The organism is Hydrogenophaga taeniospiralis CCUG 15921, from assembly GCF_001592305.1.
In the GTDB taxonomy this organism is placed as follows: Bacteria; Pseudomonadota; Gammaproteobacteria; order Burkholderiales; family Burkholderiaceae_C; genus Hydrogenophaga; species Hydrogenophaga taeniospiralis.
This window is the reverse complement of sequence record NZ_BCWR01000005.1, coordinates 187,457-202,253: the sequence shown is the minus strand read 5'-3', so window position 1 is coordinate 202,253 and position 14,797 is coordinate 187,457. Positions and strand designations below refer to the sequence as shown.

15 protein-coding genes and 1 tRNA gene are annotated in these 14,797 nt (G+C 61.9%); 13 read left to right on the top strand and 3 right to left on the bottom strand.

Annotated features, from left to right (window positions below):
- The first annotated feature begins 12 nt into the window (after nucleotides 1-12).
- From HTA01S_RS07460 to istB, 13 genes are all read left to right on the top strand, one after another.
- Entirely contained in the window at nucleotides 13-399 is a 387-nt protein-coding gene (locus HTA01S_RS07460; RefSeq protein WP_068168699.1) for a DUF934 domain-containing protein, read from the top strand.
- Between the two features lie 14 nt (nucleotides 400-413).
- A complete protein-coding gene (locus HTA01S_RS07455; RefSeq protein WP_068168697.1) occupies nucleotides 414-1,037 on the top strand; it encodes a phosphoadenosine phosphosulfate reductase domain-containing protein in 624 nt (207 codons plus the stop codon).
- A 19-nt stretch (nucleotides 1,038-1,056) separates the two neighbouring features.
- Nucleotides 1,057-2,016 (top strand): sulfate adenylyltransferase subunit CysD, encoded by a 960-nt coding sequence (gene cysD, locus HTA01S_RS07450; RefSeq protein WP_068168695.1) that lies wholly within the window; start codon nucleotides 1,057-1,059, stop codon nucleotides 2,014-2,016.
- A gap of 122 nt (nucleotides 2,017-2,138) precedes the next feature.
- Nucleotides 2,139-3,443 (top strand): sulfate adenylyltransferase subunit 1, encoded by a 1,305-nt coding sequence (locus tag HTA01S_RS07445; protein ID WP_068168692.1) that lies wholly within the window; start codon nucleotides 2,139-2,141, stop codon nucleotides 3,441-3,443.
- Between the two features lie 104 nt (nucleotides 3,444-3,547).
- Complete coding sequence (gene fdxA / locus HTA01S_RS07440; RefSeq protein ID WP_068168689.1) at nucleotides 3,548-3,877, top strand: ferredoxin FdxA; 330 nt, start codon at nucleotides 3,548-3,550, stop codon at nucleotides 3,875-3,877.
- Between the two features lie 3 nt (nucleotides 3,878-3,880).
- Entirely contained in the window at nucleotides 3,881-4,981 is a 1,101-nt protein-coding gene (locus HTA01S_RS07435; protein ID WP_068168686.1) for an NAD(P)/FAD-dependent oxidoreductase, read from the top strand.
- Between the two features lie 91 nt (nucleotides 4,982-5,072).
- Nucleotides 5,073-5,148: transfer RNA gene (locus HTA01S_RS07430), tRNA-Asn, on the top strand.
- 96 nt (nucleotides 5,149-5,244) lie between these two features.
- A complete protein-coding gene (locus HTA01S_RS07425; protein ID WP_068168683.1) occupies nucleotides 5,245-5,595 on the top strand; it encodes a VanZ family protein in 351 nt (116 codons plus the stop codon).
- 87 nt (nucleotides 5,596-5,682) lie between these two features.
- The gene (gene aat, locus HTA01S_RS07420; protein ID WP_068169597.1) at nucleotides 5,683-6,453 is read left to right on the top strand and encodes a leucyl/phenylalanyl-tRNA--protein transferase; all 771 of its coding nucleotides are present in this window, start codon (nucleotides 5,683-5,685) and stop codon (nucleotides 6,451-6,453) included.
- Entirely contained in the window at nucleotides 6,450-7,187 is a 738-nt protein-coding gene (locus HTA01S_RS07415; protein ID WP_068168680.1) for an arginyltransferase, read from the top strand. The genes aat and HTA01S_RS07415 overlap by 4 nt, the downstream gene beginning before the upstream one ends.
- A 113-nt stretch (nucleotides 7,188-7,300) precedes the next feature.
- Nucleotides 7,301-8,104: an IclR family transcriptional regulator gene (locus HTA01S_RS07410; RefSeq protein ID WP_068168677.1), complete on the top strand. Its 804-nt coding sequence runs from the start codon at nucleotides 7,301-7,303 to the stop codon at nucleotides 8,102-8,104.
- 113 nt (nucleotides 8,105-8,217) lie between these two features.
- Entirely contained in the window at nucleotides 8,218-9,756 is a 1,539-nt protein-coding gene (gene istA, locus HTA01S_RS07405) for an IS21 family transposase (RefSeq protein ID WP_068168673.1), read from the top strand.
- Entirely contained in the window at nucleotides 9,746-10,537 is a 792-nt protein-coding gene (istB, locus tag HTA01S_RS07400) for an IS21-like element helper ATPase IstB (protein ID WP_068168670.1), read from the top strand. Before istA ends, istB begins: the two co-directional genes overlap by 11 nt.
- 155 nt (nucleotides 10,538-10,692) lie before the next feature.
- On the opposite strand, the gene HTA01S_RS07395 is transcribed toward istB, so the two are convergent.
- From HTA01S_RS07395 to pssA, 3 genes are all read right to left on the bottom strand, one after another.
- Nucleotides 10,693-11,895: a serine hydrolase gene (locus HTA01S_RS07395; protein ID WP_068168667.1), complete on the bottom strand. Its 1,203-nt coding sequence runs from the start codon at nucleotides 11,893-11,895 to the stop codon at nucleotides 10,693-10,695.
- Nucleotides 11,896-12,071: 176 nt separating this feature from the next.
- Nucleotides 12,072-13,613, bottom strand: coding sequence for a 2-isopropylmalate synthase (locus HTA01S_RS07390; protein ID WP_068168665.1), 1,542 nt, complete (start codon nucleotides 13,611-13,613; stop codon nucleotides 12,072-12,074).
- Between the two features lie 236 nt (nucleotides 13,614-13,849).
- Complete coding sequence (gene pssA, locus HTA01S_RS07385) at nucleotides 13,850-14,659, bottom strand: CDP-diacylglycerol--serine O-phosphatidyltransferase (RefSeq protein ID WP_068168662.1); 810 nt, start codon at nucleotides 14,657-14,659, stop codon at nucleotides 13,850-13,852.
- Nucleotides 14,660-14,797: the final 138 nt, after the last annotated feature.

The window sequence follows — 14,797 nt, the reverse complement described above, 5'->3', positions numbered from 1 at the left end:
TCCGAGACCCGCATGAAACCCACGCTCCAACTCTTCAAGGCCGAAGCCTTCTCTGCAGACGAAGCCGGCACCCTGACGCTGGCCAACGACGCCGATCCGCGCGAGGCCTCGCTCGACGGCATCACCACCGTCGTGCTGCAGTTCCCCAAGTTCACCGACGGCCGCGCGTTCAGCCAAGCCTTCCTGCTGCGCCGCCGACTGGGCTTCAAGGGCGAGATCCGCGCCATCGGCGACGTGCTGATCGACCAACTGGCGCAGATGCAGCGCACGGGCTTCACACAGGCCGTGCTGCGCGTCGACCAGAACATCGCACACGGCCAGAAGCTGCTGGCCCACTACCCCGCCTTCTACCAGGGCGATGCGGTGCATACGCAACCGCACTTTGCCGTGGCTGCCTGAACGAAGCACACAACATGAACCCCAACGACCTCGCACAAGTCAATGCCGAACTCGGCCACAACGCTCCCGGACTGGTGAGCTGGGCGCTCGGCCTGGGTCAGCCGACCATCGTCACCACCAACTTCCGCCCTTTTGAAGCCGTGATCCTGCATCTGGTCACCCGCGTGAAGCCCGATGTGCCGGTCATCTGGATGGACAACGGCTACAACACCGATGCCACCTACCGCTTCGCCGACGAAGTCACCCGCCAGCTCAAGCTGAACCTGCAGATCTACCTGCCGCGCCGCTCGCGCGCGCACCGCGAGGCCGTAGAAGGCGCCACGCCGGCACTGGACGATCCGCGCCACGCCGCCTTCACCGAAGAAGTGAAGCTGGAACCCTTTGCCCGCGCCCTGCGCGAGACGGCGCCCAAGGTCTGGTTCACCGCGTTGCGGGCCACCGACACCGCCGTGCGCGCCCAGATGGACCCGGTGAGCATCAACCCCGACGGCCTGATCAAGGTCGCGCCGCTGCTGCACTGGTCGTCCAAAGAGCTGTACCAATACTGTGAGGCCCACGGCCTGCCCAACAACTTCGACTACGTGGACCCGACCAAGGGCGAAGACAACCGCGAGTGCGGCCTGCACCTGGCCCACTGATCAGGACACAAGACCCATCATGAACGCACGCACCGAGCCCGAAGTGATCCAGACCGCCCTGCAGGCCGCCGCCGGCCACCACCTGAGCAACGCCCACCTGGACGCGCTCGAAGAAGAAACCATCTTCATCCTGCGCGAAGTGGCCGCGGCTTTCGAGCGCCCCACCCTGCTGTTCTCAGGCGGCAAGGACTCGCTGGTCATGCTGCGCTGCGCCGAAAAAGCCTTTGGCGTCGGCCGCATTCCCTACCCGCTGCTGATGATCGACACCGGTCACAACTTTCCCGAAGTGACCGACTTCCGCGACCGCCGCGCCGCCGAGCTGCAGGCCGAACTGATCGTGCGCAACGTCGAGGACTCGATGAAGCGCGGCACCGTGCGCCTGGCCCACCCTGGCGAAAGCCGCAACGTGCACCAGTCGGTCACATTGCTCGAAGCGATCGAAGAATTCCGCTTCGATGCGCTGATCGGCGGTGCCCGCCGCGACGAAGAAAAGGCCCGAGCCAAGGAGCGCATCTTTTCGCACCGCGACAGCTTCGGCCAGTGGCAGCCCAAGGCCCAGCGCCCCGAGCTCTGGACCCTGTTCAACACCCGCCTGGCCCCGGGCGAACACTTCCGCGTGTTCCCCATCAGCAACTGGACCGAGCTGGACGTGTGGCAGTACATCGAGCGCGAAAACATCGCCCTGCCCTCGATCTACTACACCCACAAGCGCGAGGTGGTCGACCGCCGCGGCCTGCTGGTGCCGGTGACCGAACTGACCCCGCCCAAGGACGGCGAGACCGTGCAGATCCGCGACGTGCGTTTCCGTACCGTGGGCGACATCACCTGCACATGCCCGGTGGAAAGCCTGGCCGCCACGGCCGGTGAAATCGTGATCGAGACTCTGGCCGCCGACGTGAGCGAGCGCGGTGCGACGCGCATGGACGACAAAACCTCCGAAGCCTCCATGGAAAAACGGAAAAAAGACGGGTACTTCTAGCCCACCCCCATCGCTGGCTCACTGCGTGTAGCCAGTTCCGCCCCTCGAGGGGCAACGCCTGCGGCCCGGCAAAGCCGGTTCCGCGGCGTTCTGGAACCAGACATTTCTCGCGAAAGTTTTGTATGAACGCTGTTGTTTCCCCTTCCACCGCCGCCGACACCCGCACCGCGCTGAAGTTCATCACCTGCGGCTCCGTCGATGACGGCAAGAGCACATTGATCGGCCGTCTGCTGGTGGACAGCAAGGCGGTGCTGCAAGACCACCTGGCCGGCGTGCAGCGCCAGGGTGAAACCGACCTCGCGCTGCTGACCGACGGCCTGTCGGCGGAGCGTGAGCAGGGCATCACCATCGACGTGGCCTACCGCTACTTCAACACCGAAACCCGCAAGTTCATCATCGGCGACGCGCCGGGCCATGAGCAATACACGCGCAACATGGTGACCGCGGCCTCCGCTGCTGACGCGGCCGTGGTGCTGGTCGATGCCACCAAGCTCGACTGGCAGGACGCCGGCCTCAAGCTGCTGGTGCAGACCCGCCGCCACTCGCTGCTGCTCAAGCTGCTGCGCGTGCCTTCCATCGTGTTCGCGGTCAACAAGCTCGACGCCGTGGCCGACAGTACGCTCGCGTTCGCCCACATCAGCGCCGCGCTGGCCGCTTTCGCGGCCGAGGCCGGCATCACCGTGACCGCCACCGTGCCGGTGTCGGCCCTCAAGGGTTGGAACGTGGTAGACGCCGCGGCCGAGGCTGCCTGGTGCGGCTACAGCGGCCCCACGCTGCTGGACATCCTGGAGCACTTGCCGGTGACGGCCGCCGACACCGCGCTGCCGTTCGCGTTCCCGGTGCAGTGGGTGGAGAAGTTCTCCTCGTCCTCCGACACCAGCCAGGGCCGACGCGTCTTCTGGGGCCGCGTGGCCACCGGCGGCGTGATGCCCGGCCAGCCCGTCAAGGTCATGCCCAGCGGCCAGACCGCGACCGTGGCCCAGGTGCTCGACCATGCGCGCAACCCGAAAACCGTGCAGGCCGGGCACAGTGCCGGCATTGTGCTGGACCGCGAAGTTGATGTGTCGCGTGGCGACTGGCTCCTGGCCGCTGACGAGCAAGGCCGTGCGCTGGAAGCGAGCCGCGAGATCCGCGCCACGGTGGCCTGGATGGACGATGAGACCCTGGTCGCTGGCCGCGTGTATTGGGCGCTGCACGGCCACCGCTGGGTCAAGGCCAAGGTCAAGCGCATCGTGCACAAGCTGGACATCAACACCCTGGCCGAGGAAGATGCGACCCAACTGGAACCCAACGCCATCGGTCACATCGAACTGGCCTTGCAGGAACCCATCGTCACCTTGCCCTTTGCCCAATCGCGCGCGCTGGGATCGCTGGTCCTGGTGGACACCGCCAGCCACAAGACATCGGGTGCTTTGCTGGTGAACTGACCCGGCTCCATCACCCTTAACTTATGTCAAGGCAAGGGACTTGACCAAGCCTTAACCTCTGGGAAACCCTAGAATTCGGGGTTTACCGTTATCTCACCATCACCATGACCCACGTCGTCACCGAATCCTGCATCCGCTGCAAATACACCGATTGTGTTGATGTCTGCCCTGTGGACTGTTTTCGCGAAGGCCCGAACTTCCTGACCATCGACCCCGACGAGTGCATCGACTGCGCGGTGTGCATTCCGGAATGCCCGGTGAGCGCCATCTACGCTGAAGAGGATCTGCCCAAGGACCAGGTGCACATGACCGCACTCAACGCCGAGCTGGCGCGGCTGCCAAGCTGGAAGAGCATCACCAAGCGCAAGGATCCGCTTCCCGATGCCGAGGAATGGAAAGACCGGACAGGCAAACTGCCTGAACTGTTGCGCTGAAAAATGGAACCCCAACTGAACCAAGAAGTGATGGACACCGCTGCCGCGCACGACGGACCGATCGAAGCCGACGCCGTCATCGTCGGCGCGGGGCCAGTGGGACTGTTCCAGGTGTTTGAACTTGGCTTGCTGGAAATCAAGGCCCACGTGATCGACTCACTGGCCTACCCCGGTGGTCAACCGGTGGAGCTGTACCCCGACAAGCCCATCTACGACATCCCGGCGGTTCCGGTGTGCACCGGCCAGGAACTGACCGATGCCCTGCTCAAGCAGATCGAGCCTTTTGGCGCGACCTTCCACCTGGGTCAGGAAGTCACCACGGTTCAGAAACAGGACGATGGCCGTTTCTTCGTGGCAACCTCCAAGGGAACGAAATTCCTGACCAAAACCATCTTCATCGCCGCCGGCGTGGGCGCCTTCCAGCCGCGCACACTCAAGGTCGACGGCCTGGAGCGCTTCGAAGGTTCGCAACTCTTCTACCGCGTGAAGAACCCCGCCGACTTCGCCGGCAAAAACCTTGTCGTGGTCGGCGGTGGTGACTCGGCACTCGACTGGACGCTGAACTTCGTGGCCGAGGGCCCGAACAAGGCCGAAAGCGTGATCCTGATCCACCGCCGTGATGGCTTCAAGGCCGCCCCGGCCAACGTGGCCAAGATGAGAGAGCTGTGCGATGCGTACGAGATGCAGTTCATCGTCGGCCAGGTCACGGGTTACGAAGAGAAAGACGGCAAGCTCACCGGCGCCAAGGTGACCGGTGCCGATGGCGTGACCCGCGTGGTGCCGCTGGACGTGTTGCTGGTGTTCTTTGGCCTGAGTCCCAAACTCGGCCCGATTGCCGAATGGGGTCTGGAGATCGAGCGCAAACAGCTCGTGGTGGACACCGAGAAGTTCTCCACCAGCATCCCCGGCATTTTTGCTGTGGGCGACATCAACACCTACCCTGGCAAGAAGAAGCTCATCCTCTCGGGCTTCCACGAGTGCGCGCTGGCCGCGTTTGGCGCCGTCCCTTTCATCTTTCCCGAGAAGAAGGTCTTCCTGCAATACACCACCACCAGCCCGAAACTGCACAAGGTGCTGGGCGTCGAGTCGCCGGTGTTTGACTGAGCGTCACCACCACTGGATGCGGCGACATTTTTTTGACAAAAATGCTTCGCTCTCGGAAAACGGTAAAAATCACACTATAATTTGAGGCTGTTCCCTGATAGCTCAGTCGGTAGAGCGACGGACTGTTAATCCGCAGGTCCCTGGTTCGAGTCCAGGTCGGGGAGCCAAAGCATATGCAACAACAAAGGCCTTCTTCGGAAGGCCTTTGTTGTTTCTGGCGGTGTCACACACCCGCATTGCCGGCCCTTGCGCCAACCACTTTCATGATGACCATCAAACGATTGGTTTTCTGGCTCAGTCTCATCGGCGTGGCGGTACTCTCGCTGCTGCCCGTTGAGTTCCTGCCGCCCCAGACGCTCAACGTGTGGGACAAGGCCCAGCATTCGCTGGCCTTTGCGTGCCTGGCCCTGCTCGGTCTGCAGCCGTATCCCACGCGCCCGTGGCGCCTTGCGCTGTGGCTGCTGGCGTACGGCGGAGCTATCGAAATGATCCAGTCGACCACCGGTTGGCGGTATGGAGATTGGCTGGATTGGTTGGCCGATGGCTTGGGTATTGCGGCTGGCGTTCTGCTCTGGCGACTGTTTCAACTCTGCAGACCACGCACCGGCAGTTGAGTGCAGGCTATTGGCCAGTGGCTTCGCGCACTTGAGCGTTGCCAGGCCAACACGGTCTGACCATGGGCAACCGCGCACAATATGCCCATGACGCAATCGCCGCCCGCCCGAACGCTGCCCTGGCTGGAGCCTGGACAGGCGTTTCCACCCGTTGAAACCGCCTGGGGATCATCCGACCCCGCCCCAGGGCTGCTGGCCGCTGGCGGTGTGCTGGACGTTCCCACATTGGTCGCCGCCTATTCGCAGGGCATCTTTCCCTGGTACAGCGCCGGGCAGCCCATTCTGTGGTGGAGCACGGACCCGCGCATGGTGTTGCACTGTGACCGATTCCGGCTGCACCGCTCCCTGCGCAAGACCTTGAAAACCCTGCTCAAGACGGGGCGGCTGGAGGTCCGCTTCAACCACGGATTTGAACGCGTCATTCAGGCCTGCGCGCGCACTCACCGCGCAGGACAAAGCGGCTCCTGGATTCTCCCCCCCGTGATTCAGGCCTATGTCCGCCTGCACCAGGCTGGCATGGCCCACAGCGTGGAGACCTGGATCGACGGCGAGCTCGCGGGTGGACTCTATTGCGTCAATCTGGGAGGCATGGTCTACGGCGAATCCATGTTTTGCCGGCAAAGCGACGCGTCAAAAATCGCATTGGCGGCGCTGGTGGCGTTCTGTCGCGCCCATGCCCTGCCCTTGATTGACTGTCAGCAAGACACCCCGCACCTGGCCTCACTGGGCGGTGAACTGATGTCGCGCGAAGCGTTCTGCCGCCACTTGCGCATGGCCTTGCTGCATGCAACGCCACGGTGGGATTTCCTCCCCGTATACTGGAAAGAAATCCTGAACGAAGACGGTATCCGAGAGTGACCCATCTCAAAGAACTTCCTCTTCAGGCGCTGCAGTTCTATGCCACGGCGCCTTACCCATGCAGCTATCTGCAGGGGCACCAGGCCCGCTCGCAGGTGGCCACCCCGAGCCATCTGATTCACAACGACGCCTACTCGGACCTTGTCACGCACGGTTTTCGCCGCAGTGGCATGTTCACCTACCGCCCGCACTGCGATGGCTGTCAGGCTTGCGTCCCCCTGAGGGTTCCGGTGAAACGCTTTGTCCCCAGTCGCAGCCAGCGGCGCTGCCTGGCGAGCCATTCGCACCTGCAGACCCGGGTGCTCAAGCTGTGCTTCGTCCCGGAACACTACCAGTTGTACCTGCGCTATCAGAACAGCCGCCACGCAGGCGGAGGCATGGATCACGACAGCATCGACCAGTACACCCAGTTTCTGCTGCAAAGCCGCGTCAACTCACGACTGATCGAGTTCCACGAGCCCGGCAGGAACGGACAACCCCCACAACTCAAGATGGTTTCCATCGTGGACGTGCTCAACGACGGGCTTTCAGCGGTCTACACGTTCTACGAGCCGGATGACAAGGCCAGCTACGGCACCTACAGCGTGCTGTGGCAGATCGAGCAGTCCCGGACACTGAACCTGCCCCATGTCTATCTGGGTTACTGGATCGCCCAGAGCGACAAAATGCGCTACAAGTCCGGGTTCCGCCCGCACGAGGTGCTCATTGACGGACATTGGACCGTCAGGGACTGAGCAACCGACTGCCTTGACGACAGGTCTTGCAGGCCGATGAGCGCGAGCACTTTGTAGCGCAAGCAAGAAACGTAATTTCATCTTGTAAAATACGCTCAACCAATTTTGAGCCCATGACCAAACGATCCGACAACCTGCCCAGCACCCCCACCGTTCAGGTGATCGAACGCATGTTCAATCTGCTGGAGGTGCTGGCCGCACGCGAGGAGCCGGTTTCACTCAAGGAAATCAGCGAGAAGACCGGTTTGCACCCTTCCACGGCCCACCGCATCCTCAACGATCTGACCATCGGGCGTTTTGTCGATCGCCCGGAGGCCGGCAGCTACCGATTGGGTATGCGGCTGCTGGAACTGGGCAATCTGGTGAAGGCCCGCCTGAGCGTGCGTGACGCCGCGCTGCTGCCCATGCGCGAACTGCACAAACTGATCCAGCAGCCGGTGAACCTGAGTGTTCGCCAGGGCGACGAGATCGTGTATGTGGAGCGGGCGTACAGCGAGCGTTCCGGCATGCAGGTGGTGCGGGCCATTGGGGGTCGAGCCCCCCTGCACCTCACCTCCGTCGGCAAGCTGTTTCTCGCCGCTGATGATCCGCAACGTGTGCGCGCCTATGCCACACGCACCGGCCTGGCGGGCAATACGCGAAACAGCCTGACCCAGCTCGCCACATTGGAACGCGAGCTGATCCAGTGCCGTCAGGCTGGTCTTGCACGCGACAACGAAGAACTGGAATTGGGTGTGCGCTGCATGGCGGCAGGCATTTACGACGATCAATGCAAACTCGTGGCGGGCCTCTCGATTTCCGCCCCTGCAGACCGTATCGATGAAAGCTGGGTACCCCGCCTGCGCACCACGGCAGCAGAGATATCGGCTGCGCTGGGTTGCCCCAACGTCAAGAATCTGGCGCCAACCGGGCACTGAGCCCATCATGTTGATTTCCACCCAGAACTGCCCCACCACCGCGGGTAATTTCCATCCAAATCTGACCCACGTAAGAACCCTAACCTGCTGCTTTTAGTGGCAGGAGCACAGGAGTGATTGACGTGGCAACATTGAGTGTCATTAGGCGTTGGGCACTGCGAGAGCATCTGTCCCTGCGCGAGATAGCGCGGCGTACCGGCCTGTCTCGCAACACCATCAAGAAGTACCTTCGGGCCGATGCGGTCGAGCCGCGCTATGCCAAGCGCGTCAGCCCCAGCAAGCTCGACCCTTTCGCAGACAAACTGACAGGCTGGCTCAAGACCGAGGCCGGCAAGTCGCGCAAGCAGCGACGTACGGTCAAACAGATGCACGCCGACCTGGCCGCGCTGGGCTACGATGGTTCGTACAACCGCGTAGCCGCCTTCGCGCGTGCTTGGCAGGCCAAACGGCAGGAAGCCGAGCGAACCACCGGCCGTGGCACCTTCGTACCCCTGACCTTTGGCGCCGGTGAGGCGTTCCAGTTCGACTGGAGCGAAGACTGGGCCGTCATCGCCGGTGAGCGCACCAAGCTGCAGGTAGCCCACACCAAGCTCAGCCACAGCCGCGCCTTCATTGTGCGGGCCTACCTGCTGCAGACGCACGAGATGCTGTTCGACGCCCACAACCACGCGTTCCGCGTGTTGGGCGGCGTACCCAGGCGCGGCATCTACGACAACATGAAGACCGCCGTTGACAAGGTTCGCCGTGGCAAGGAACGCGACGTGAACGCGCGCTTTGGTGCCATGGTCAGTCACTTCCTGTTTGAGGCGCAGTTCTGCAACCCGGCCTCGGGCTGGGAGAAGGGCCAGGTCGAGAAGAATGTGCGCGATGCGCGCCACCGGCTCTGGCAGCACGTGCCAGCCTTCCCCACGCTGGCGGCCTTGAATGACTGGCTGGAGGGGCGTTGCACGGCCCTGTGGCGCGAGATTGACCACGGCAAGCTGCCAGGCACCGTCGCAGACGTCTGGATGCAGGAGCGGGCACTGCTGATGCCGCTGTCGCGCCCCTTCGATGGCTTCGTGGAGCACACCAAGCGCGTCTCGCCCACATGCCTGGTGACCTTTGAGCGTGTTCGCTACAGCGTGCCGGCCTCGTTCGCCAACCGCCCGGTGAGCCTGCGCGTCTATGCCGAGCGGATTGTGGTGGCGGCCGAGGGCCAACTGCTCTGCGAGCATCACCGCGTCATCGACCGCCGCCACGACACCACAGGCCACACCGTCTACGACTGGCGCCATTACCTTTCGGTGCTGCAACGCAAGCCAGGTGCGTTGCGCAATGGCGCCCCCTTCGTCGAACTGCCCGTGGCCTTCCGGCAGCTGCAGGTCGCTCTGCTCAAGCAGCCCGGTGGCGACCGCGAGATGGTCGAGGTGCTGGCCCTGGTGTTGCACCACGACGAACAGGCAGTGCTGACCGCCGTCGAGCTGGCACTGGAGGCCGGCGTGCCGACCAAGATGCACGTGCTCAATGTGCTGCACCGGCTGCTGGACAGCAAGGCCGCACCACCACCAGTGACCGCACCGCAGGCGCTGCGTCTGGTTCGCGAACCGCTGGCCAACGTGAGCCGCTATGACGACCTGCGTGCGTCGGAAGGGAAGGTGCGTCATGCGCCATGACCCCGCTATTGCAGCCATCGTCATCATGCTGCGCGAACTCAAGATGTTCGGCATGGCGCAAGCCGTCTCAGAGTTGGCCGAGCAAGGAGCGCCAGCCTTCGAGGCCGCGCAGCCGATGCTCTCGCAGTTGCTCAAAGCCGAGACAGCCGAGCGAGAAGTGCGTGCCGTGGCCTACCAGCTCAAACAGGCCAAGCTACCGGCGTACCGGGACTTGGCAGGCTTTGACTTCAGCAGCAGCGAGGTGAACGAGGCCCTGGTGCGACAGCTGCACCGCTGCGAGTTCATGGAGAAGGCTGAGAACGTGGTGCTGGTCGGTGGCCCGGGCACCGGCAAGACGCACTTGGCCAGTGCCATCGGGGTGCAGGCCGTCGAGCACCATCGGCGCCGGGTGCGCTTCTTCTCCACAGTCGAGCTGGTCAACATGCTCGAGCAAGAGAAGGTCTGCAACAAAAGCGGACAGATGGCCCACCGCTTGGCCCACATGGACATGGTGGTGCTCGACGAGTTGGGCTATCTGCCCTTCAGTGCTTCGGGTGGTGCCTTGCTGTTCCACCTGCTCAGCAAGCTCTACGAGCGCACCAGCGTGGTCATCACGACGAACCTGAGCTTCAGCGAATGGGCCAGCGTGTTCGGCGATGCCAAGATGACCACCGCGCTTCTAGACCGCCTCACGCACCACTGTCATATCCTTGAGACTGGCAACGACAGCTACCGGTTCAAGAACAGCTCCGCTCAACCCATCAAGAAGGAGTCCAAACCGAAGAAGTTATCCACACCGTGAGCCCTGCAGGGCACTACCCAGGGTGGGTCAATATCGGATGGAAACGGTGGGTCAGGATTCGGTGGAAATCAACACCCATCATGGAGAAACAAAAAAACGGTCCACAAGGGACCGCTTTTTTGTTGCGGGGACCGCTGCGCCACCATCCCGTCCAATCACCCTTGGGGTCTGACGAAAGCCGCCTGGGATGGTGGCGCCTGCATCTCTACCCAGCGACGCACACGCTCGGCATCCTGCGCACGACCCAATTTGCCAGCTGAGTCCAGGAACACCATGATGAGTTTTCGATCCGCCACCTTCGCCTGCATCACCAAGCAGCGGCCAGCCTCAGAGATGTAGCCAGTCTTTTGCAAGCCAATGTCCCAATCCGGACTGCGAATCAGGCCATTGGAGTTCTTGAACTGCAGCATGCGGTCCCCCAACTCCACCAGATAGCCAGGCGATGTGGACAGACTGCGCAAAATCGGCCGTTCGTAGGCGACGGACACCAGGGTAGCCAGATCACGGGCACTCGACTGGTTCAGACTCGACAGACCGGTGGGCTCCACATAACGGGTATCGGTCATGCCCAGCTCAAAGGCTTTCCGGTTCATGAGACTCACAAACTGGTTCAAGCCACCCGGATAGGTACGCCCCAATGCGTGAGCCGCGCGGTTTTCGCTGGACATCAAAGCGAGGTGCATCAACTCACCCCGACTCAGTGTGGTGCCCACGGCCAGACGAGAACTGCTGCCTTTGAGAGTGTCCACGTCGTCCTGGGTAATGGTGATCGACTCGTCCATGGGCAGGCTGGCGTCGGCAATCACCAGACCCGTCATGAGTTTGGTCAACGAAGCGATGGGAAGCACCGCAGAATCGTTTTTGCTGAACAGCACTTCGTGGGTGTCCTGATCGATCACCAGCGCAACGCTGGAGTTCAGATCCAACGGGTCCAGGCTGCTGCGCAGACCCAGGCGTTCGCCCATGGACAGCCTGGCCGGAACGGACACGCGTACCACTGGCGCCCGTCGACTGTACGCGGCGGCCGTATAGCGCTGGGACTTCTTGCCACTGGCCACGCGCAGCTTCCCGCCTTTTGACCTCGCAATGGTCGTCGCGGACTTTTTGCGCGTGTTCTTGGCCAACCGCTTGGAACTCAGGTTCGTGCTGCGCTTGGCCTGCGCAACCGCTGTCTTTCTCGCGTGGGTCCTGGCAACCGCAGTGCTCTTCTTGTCCGCGGACTTGGTCGCCACGGGCCTTTTGCCTTTTTGGCTCTGTGTGGCGGACTGCGCCGTCAGCGGCAGAGCCAGCGCGGCGGTCAAGGCCAGGCAAGCGGTCGTTTGCAGGATTTTTCGGATGCGATTCGCGCAAAGGACCATGACGCCACTCCAGCAACAAATGTTGTGCTGAAGTGGAGTATAGACAACTCAAGAAAAACTAGCAATATCAAAAACTTGCCTACGTTTCTTCGATGATCGGTAGAACAGGTGCTACTTTCGGTATCAATTCAATCGTTCACGATACCAAAGTATGCAAGTCATTGATTTCAAAAGCTTTATCCCTGAGCCGCCACGCGATCAGCTTTGCTGTGCAACTTGTTCAGTGCACTCAGATAGGCCTTGGCCGACGCCACCACGATGTCCGGGTCCGCCCCCACGCCATTGACGACCCGCCCGCTGTGTTGCAGCCGCACGGTCACTTCACCCTGACTTTCGGTCGAACCACTCGTGATGGCATTGACCGAGTACAGCACCAGTTCGGCGCCGCTCTTGACATGGGTTTCAATGGCTTTCAAGGAGGCATCCACCGGGCCGTTACCGTCGGACTCACCGAGGAACTCTTTGCCCGCCACGGTGAACACCACGCGGGCATGAGGCCGTTCGCCGGTTTCACTGCGTTGCGAGAGCGACACCAGCCCGTACTGCTCCTTTTCGGCGGTCACGCTCTCATCACTGCACAGTGCGAGGATGTCTTCGTCGAAGATCTCGCTCTTGCGATCGGCCAGCTCCTTGAAGGCGGCAAATGCGGTGTTGATCTCGCTCTCGGACTCCATCTCGATGCCCAGGTCCTGCAAGCGCTGCTTGAACGCATTCCGACCGCTGAGCTTGCCCAACACGATCTTGTTCGCACTCCAGCCGACATCTTCGGCCCGCATGATTTCGTAGGTGTCTCGAGCCTTGAGCACGCCGTCCTGGTGAATGCCGCTGGCGTGGGCAAATGCATTGGCGCCCACCACAGCCTTGTTCGGCTGCACCACAAAACCCGTGGTCTGGCTGACCATGCGGCTGGCGGGCACGATCTGCGTGGTATCGACGCCCACGTCAAGGTTGAAATAGTCGCGACGCGTGCGCACCGCCATCACGACCTCTTCCAGCGAACAGTTGCCGGCGCGCTCGCCCAGGCCGTTGATGGTGCACTCCACCTGACGTGCACCACCGATCTTGACCCCCGCCAACGAATTGGCCACCGCCATGCCCAAGTCGTTGTGGCAATGAACGGACCAGATCGCCTTGTCCGAGTTGGGCACGCGCTCGCGCAAGGTGCGGATGAAGTTGCCATACAGCTCGGGAATCGCGTAACCCACGGTATCCGGGATGTTGAGCGTGGTGGCGCCTTCCTTGATGACCGCCTCAAGCACGCGACACAAAAAGTCCATGTCGCTGCGGTAGCCATCTTCGGGACTGAACTCGATGTCGTCCACCAGGTTGCGGGCAAAGCGCACCGACTGCTTGGCCTGCTCGAACACCTGATCGGGTGTCATGCGCAGTTTCTTCTCCATGTGCAACGGGCTGGTGGCAATGAAGGTGTGAATGCGCGCCCGGTTGGCACCTTTGAGGGCTTCCGCCGCACGCGAAATGTCGCGGTCGTTGGCCCGTGCCAGCGAGCACACCGTGGAGTCCTTGATGGTGTTGGCGATGGCCTGAACACAATCGAAATCACCGTTGGAACTGGCAGCGAAACCGGCCTCGATCACGTCCACCTTCAGGCGCTCCAGCTGGCGTGCAATGCGCAGCTTCTCGTCCTTGGTCATGGAGGCGCCAGGCGACTGTTCGCCGTCGCGCAAGGTGGTGTCAAAAATGATCAGTTTGTCGCTCATCTCAATTCTCCGGTGTGTGGTCTCGTAGACCACTCTTGAAAAAACCCGCAGCCCAAAACAAAACGGCCCGCTGCAGGTGCAAACGGGCCGTTGTTGGAAATCACTCGCGCGTTACCAGACCTGCCCGTTGTGGACACCCAGTAGTAGCGAGAGAGAAACTTGTTTCATGCCAAGCAATGTATCACAAAGGAAGACCCGCCGAGTCAACGTGATGCCGCAAGCGCCATGGATCCCGCTCAATCGTGCAGTCCACGCTCGTCGGGCTCGTCGGTGGAAGTGCTGATGACGCTGGTCGGACGCCCCTTGGCTTTGCGCCAGAAATAGACCGCATAGCCCGACAGGCCGTACACCACAAAAAGACCAAACAACACAGTGGGTGGATGAATGTTGATGATGGCGATGCCCAGGGCCACCAGCACGATCGCGGCGAACGGTACGCTCTTCTTGAGGCTCAGATCCTTGAAACTGTAGAAGGGCACATTGGTGACCATGGTCAGACCCGCATACAGGGTGAGAGCGAACATCACCCAGGTCACATCTGCGGGAGGTATCTCGGCCTCGGTCATGAGCCAGATGAATCCGGCCACCAGAGCCGCCGCAGCGGGTGATGGCAACCCCTGAAAGAAGCGCTTGTCCACCACGCCGGTATTGACGTTGAAGCGTGCCAGCCGCAGGGCCGCACAGGCACAGTACACAAATGCGGCGATCCAGCCCCAACGCCCCAGATCGTTGAGCGTCCAGACATAGGCGATCAACGCCGGCGCGGCACCGAACGAGACCATGTCGGAGAGGGAATCCATCTGCTCACCAAACGCGCTTTGCGTGTGGGTCATCCGGGCGACGCGGCCGTCCAGGCTGTCGAGCACCATGGCCACGAAGATGGCGACCGTGGCCAGATCGAAGCGGCCATTCATGGCCATGACAATCGCATAGAACCCACCGAACAGCGCGGCGAGCGTGATCATGTTGGGCAACATGTAGATGCCCTTGCGCCGCCGCGATGGTTCGATGGTTGTCTGATTCAGGGGATCGATTCCGTCGTGCATGAATATCTCGGTTGGAGCCGTATGGCGAGCCATGGGCTCATGGGTGGCAGTGTAAGCCAGCGAATCCATCGACTGAAAAGACAAAGGCCACCGAAGTGGCCTTTGTATCGCAATGGACAGCGCTACGGGGCGCTCAGC

Excerpts from the sequence above, each read along its gene's own strand:
- HTA01S_RS07460 (WP_068168699.1), top strand. The coding sequence starts at position 13 with ATGAAACCCACGCTCCAACTCTTCAAGGCCGAAGCCTTCTCTGCAGAC.
- HTA01S_RS07455 (WP_068168697.1), top strand. The coding sequence starts at position 414 with ATGAACCCCAACGACCTCGCACAAGTCAATGCCGAACTCGGCCACAAC.
- cysD (WP_068168695.1), top strand. The coding sequence starts at position 1,057 with ATGAACGCACGCACCGAGCCCGAAGTGATCCAGACCGCCCTGCAGGCC.
- HTA01S_RS07445 (WP_068168692.1), top strand. The coding sequence starts at position 2,139 with ATGAACGCTGTTGTTTCCCCTTCCACCGCCGCCGACACCCGCACCGCG.
- fdxA (WP_068168689.1), top strand. The coding sequence starts at position 3,548 with ATGACCCACGTCGTCACCGAATCCTGCATCCGCTGCAAATACACCGAT.
- HTA01S_RS07435 (WP_068168686.1), top strand. The coding sequence starts at position 3,881 with ATGGAACCCCAACTGAACCAAGAAGTGATGGACACCGCTGCCGCGCAC.
- HTA01S_RS07425 (WP_068168683.1), top strand. The coding sequence starts at position 5,245 with ATGATGACCATCAAACGATTGGTTTTCTGGCTCAGTCTCATCGGCGTG.
- aat (WP_068169597.1), top strand. The coding sequence starts at position 5,683 with ATGACGCAATCGCCGCCCGCCCGAACGCTGCCCTGGCTGGAGCCTGGA.
- HTA01S_RS07410 (WP_068168677.1), top strand. The coding sequence starts at position 7,301 with ATGACCAAACGATCCGACAACCTGCCCAGCACCCCCACCGTTCAGGTG.
- istB (WP_068168670.1), top strand. The coding sequence starts at position 9,746 with ATGCGCCATGACCCCGCTATTGCAGCCATCGTCATCATGCTGCGCGAA.
- HTA01S_RS07395 (WP_068168667.1), bottom strand. The coding sequence starts at position 11,895 with ATGGTCCTTTGCGCGAATCGCATCCGAAAAATCCTGCAAACGACCGCT.
- HTA01S_RS07390 (WP_068168665.1), bottom strand. The coding sequence starts at position 13,613 with ATGAGCGACAAACTGATCATTTTTGACACCACCTTGCGCGACGGCGAA.
- pssA (WP_068168662.1), bottom strand. The coding sequence starts at position 14,659 with ATGCACGACGGAATCGATCCCCTGAATCAGACAACCATCGAACCATCG.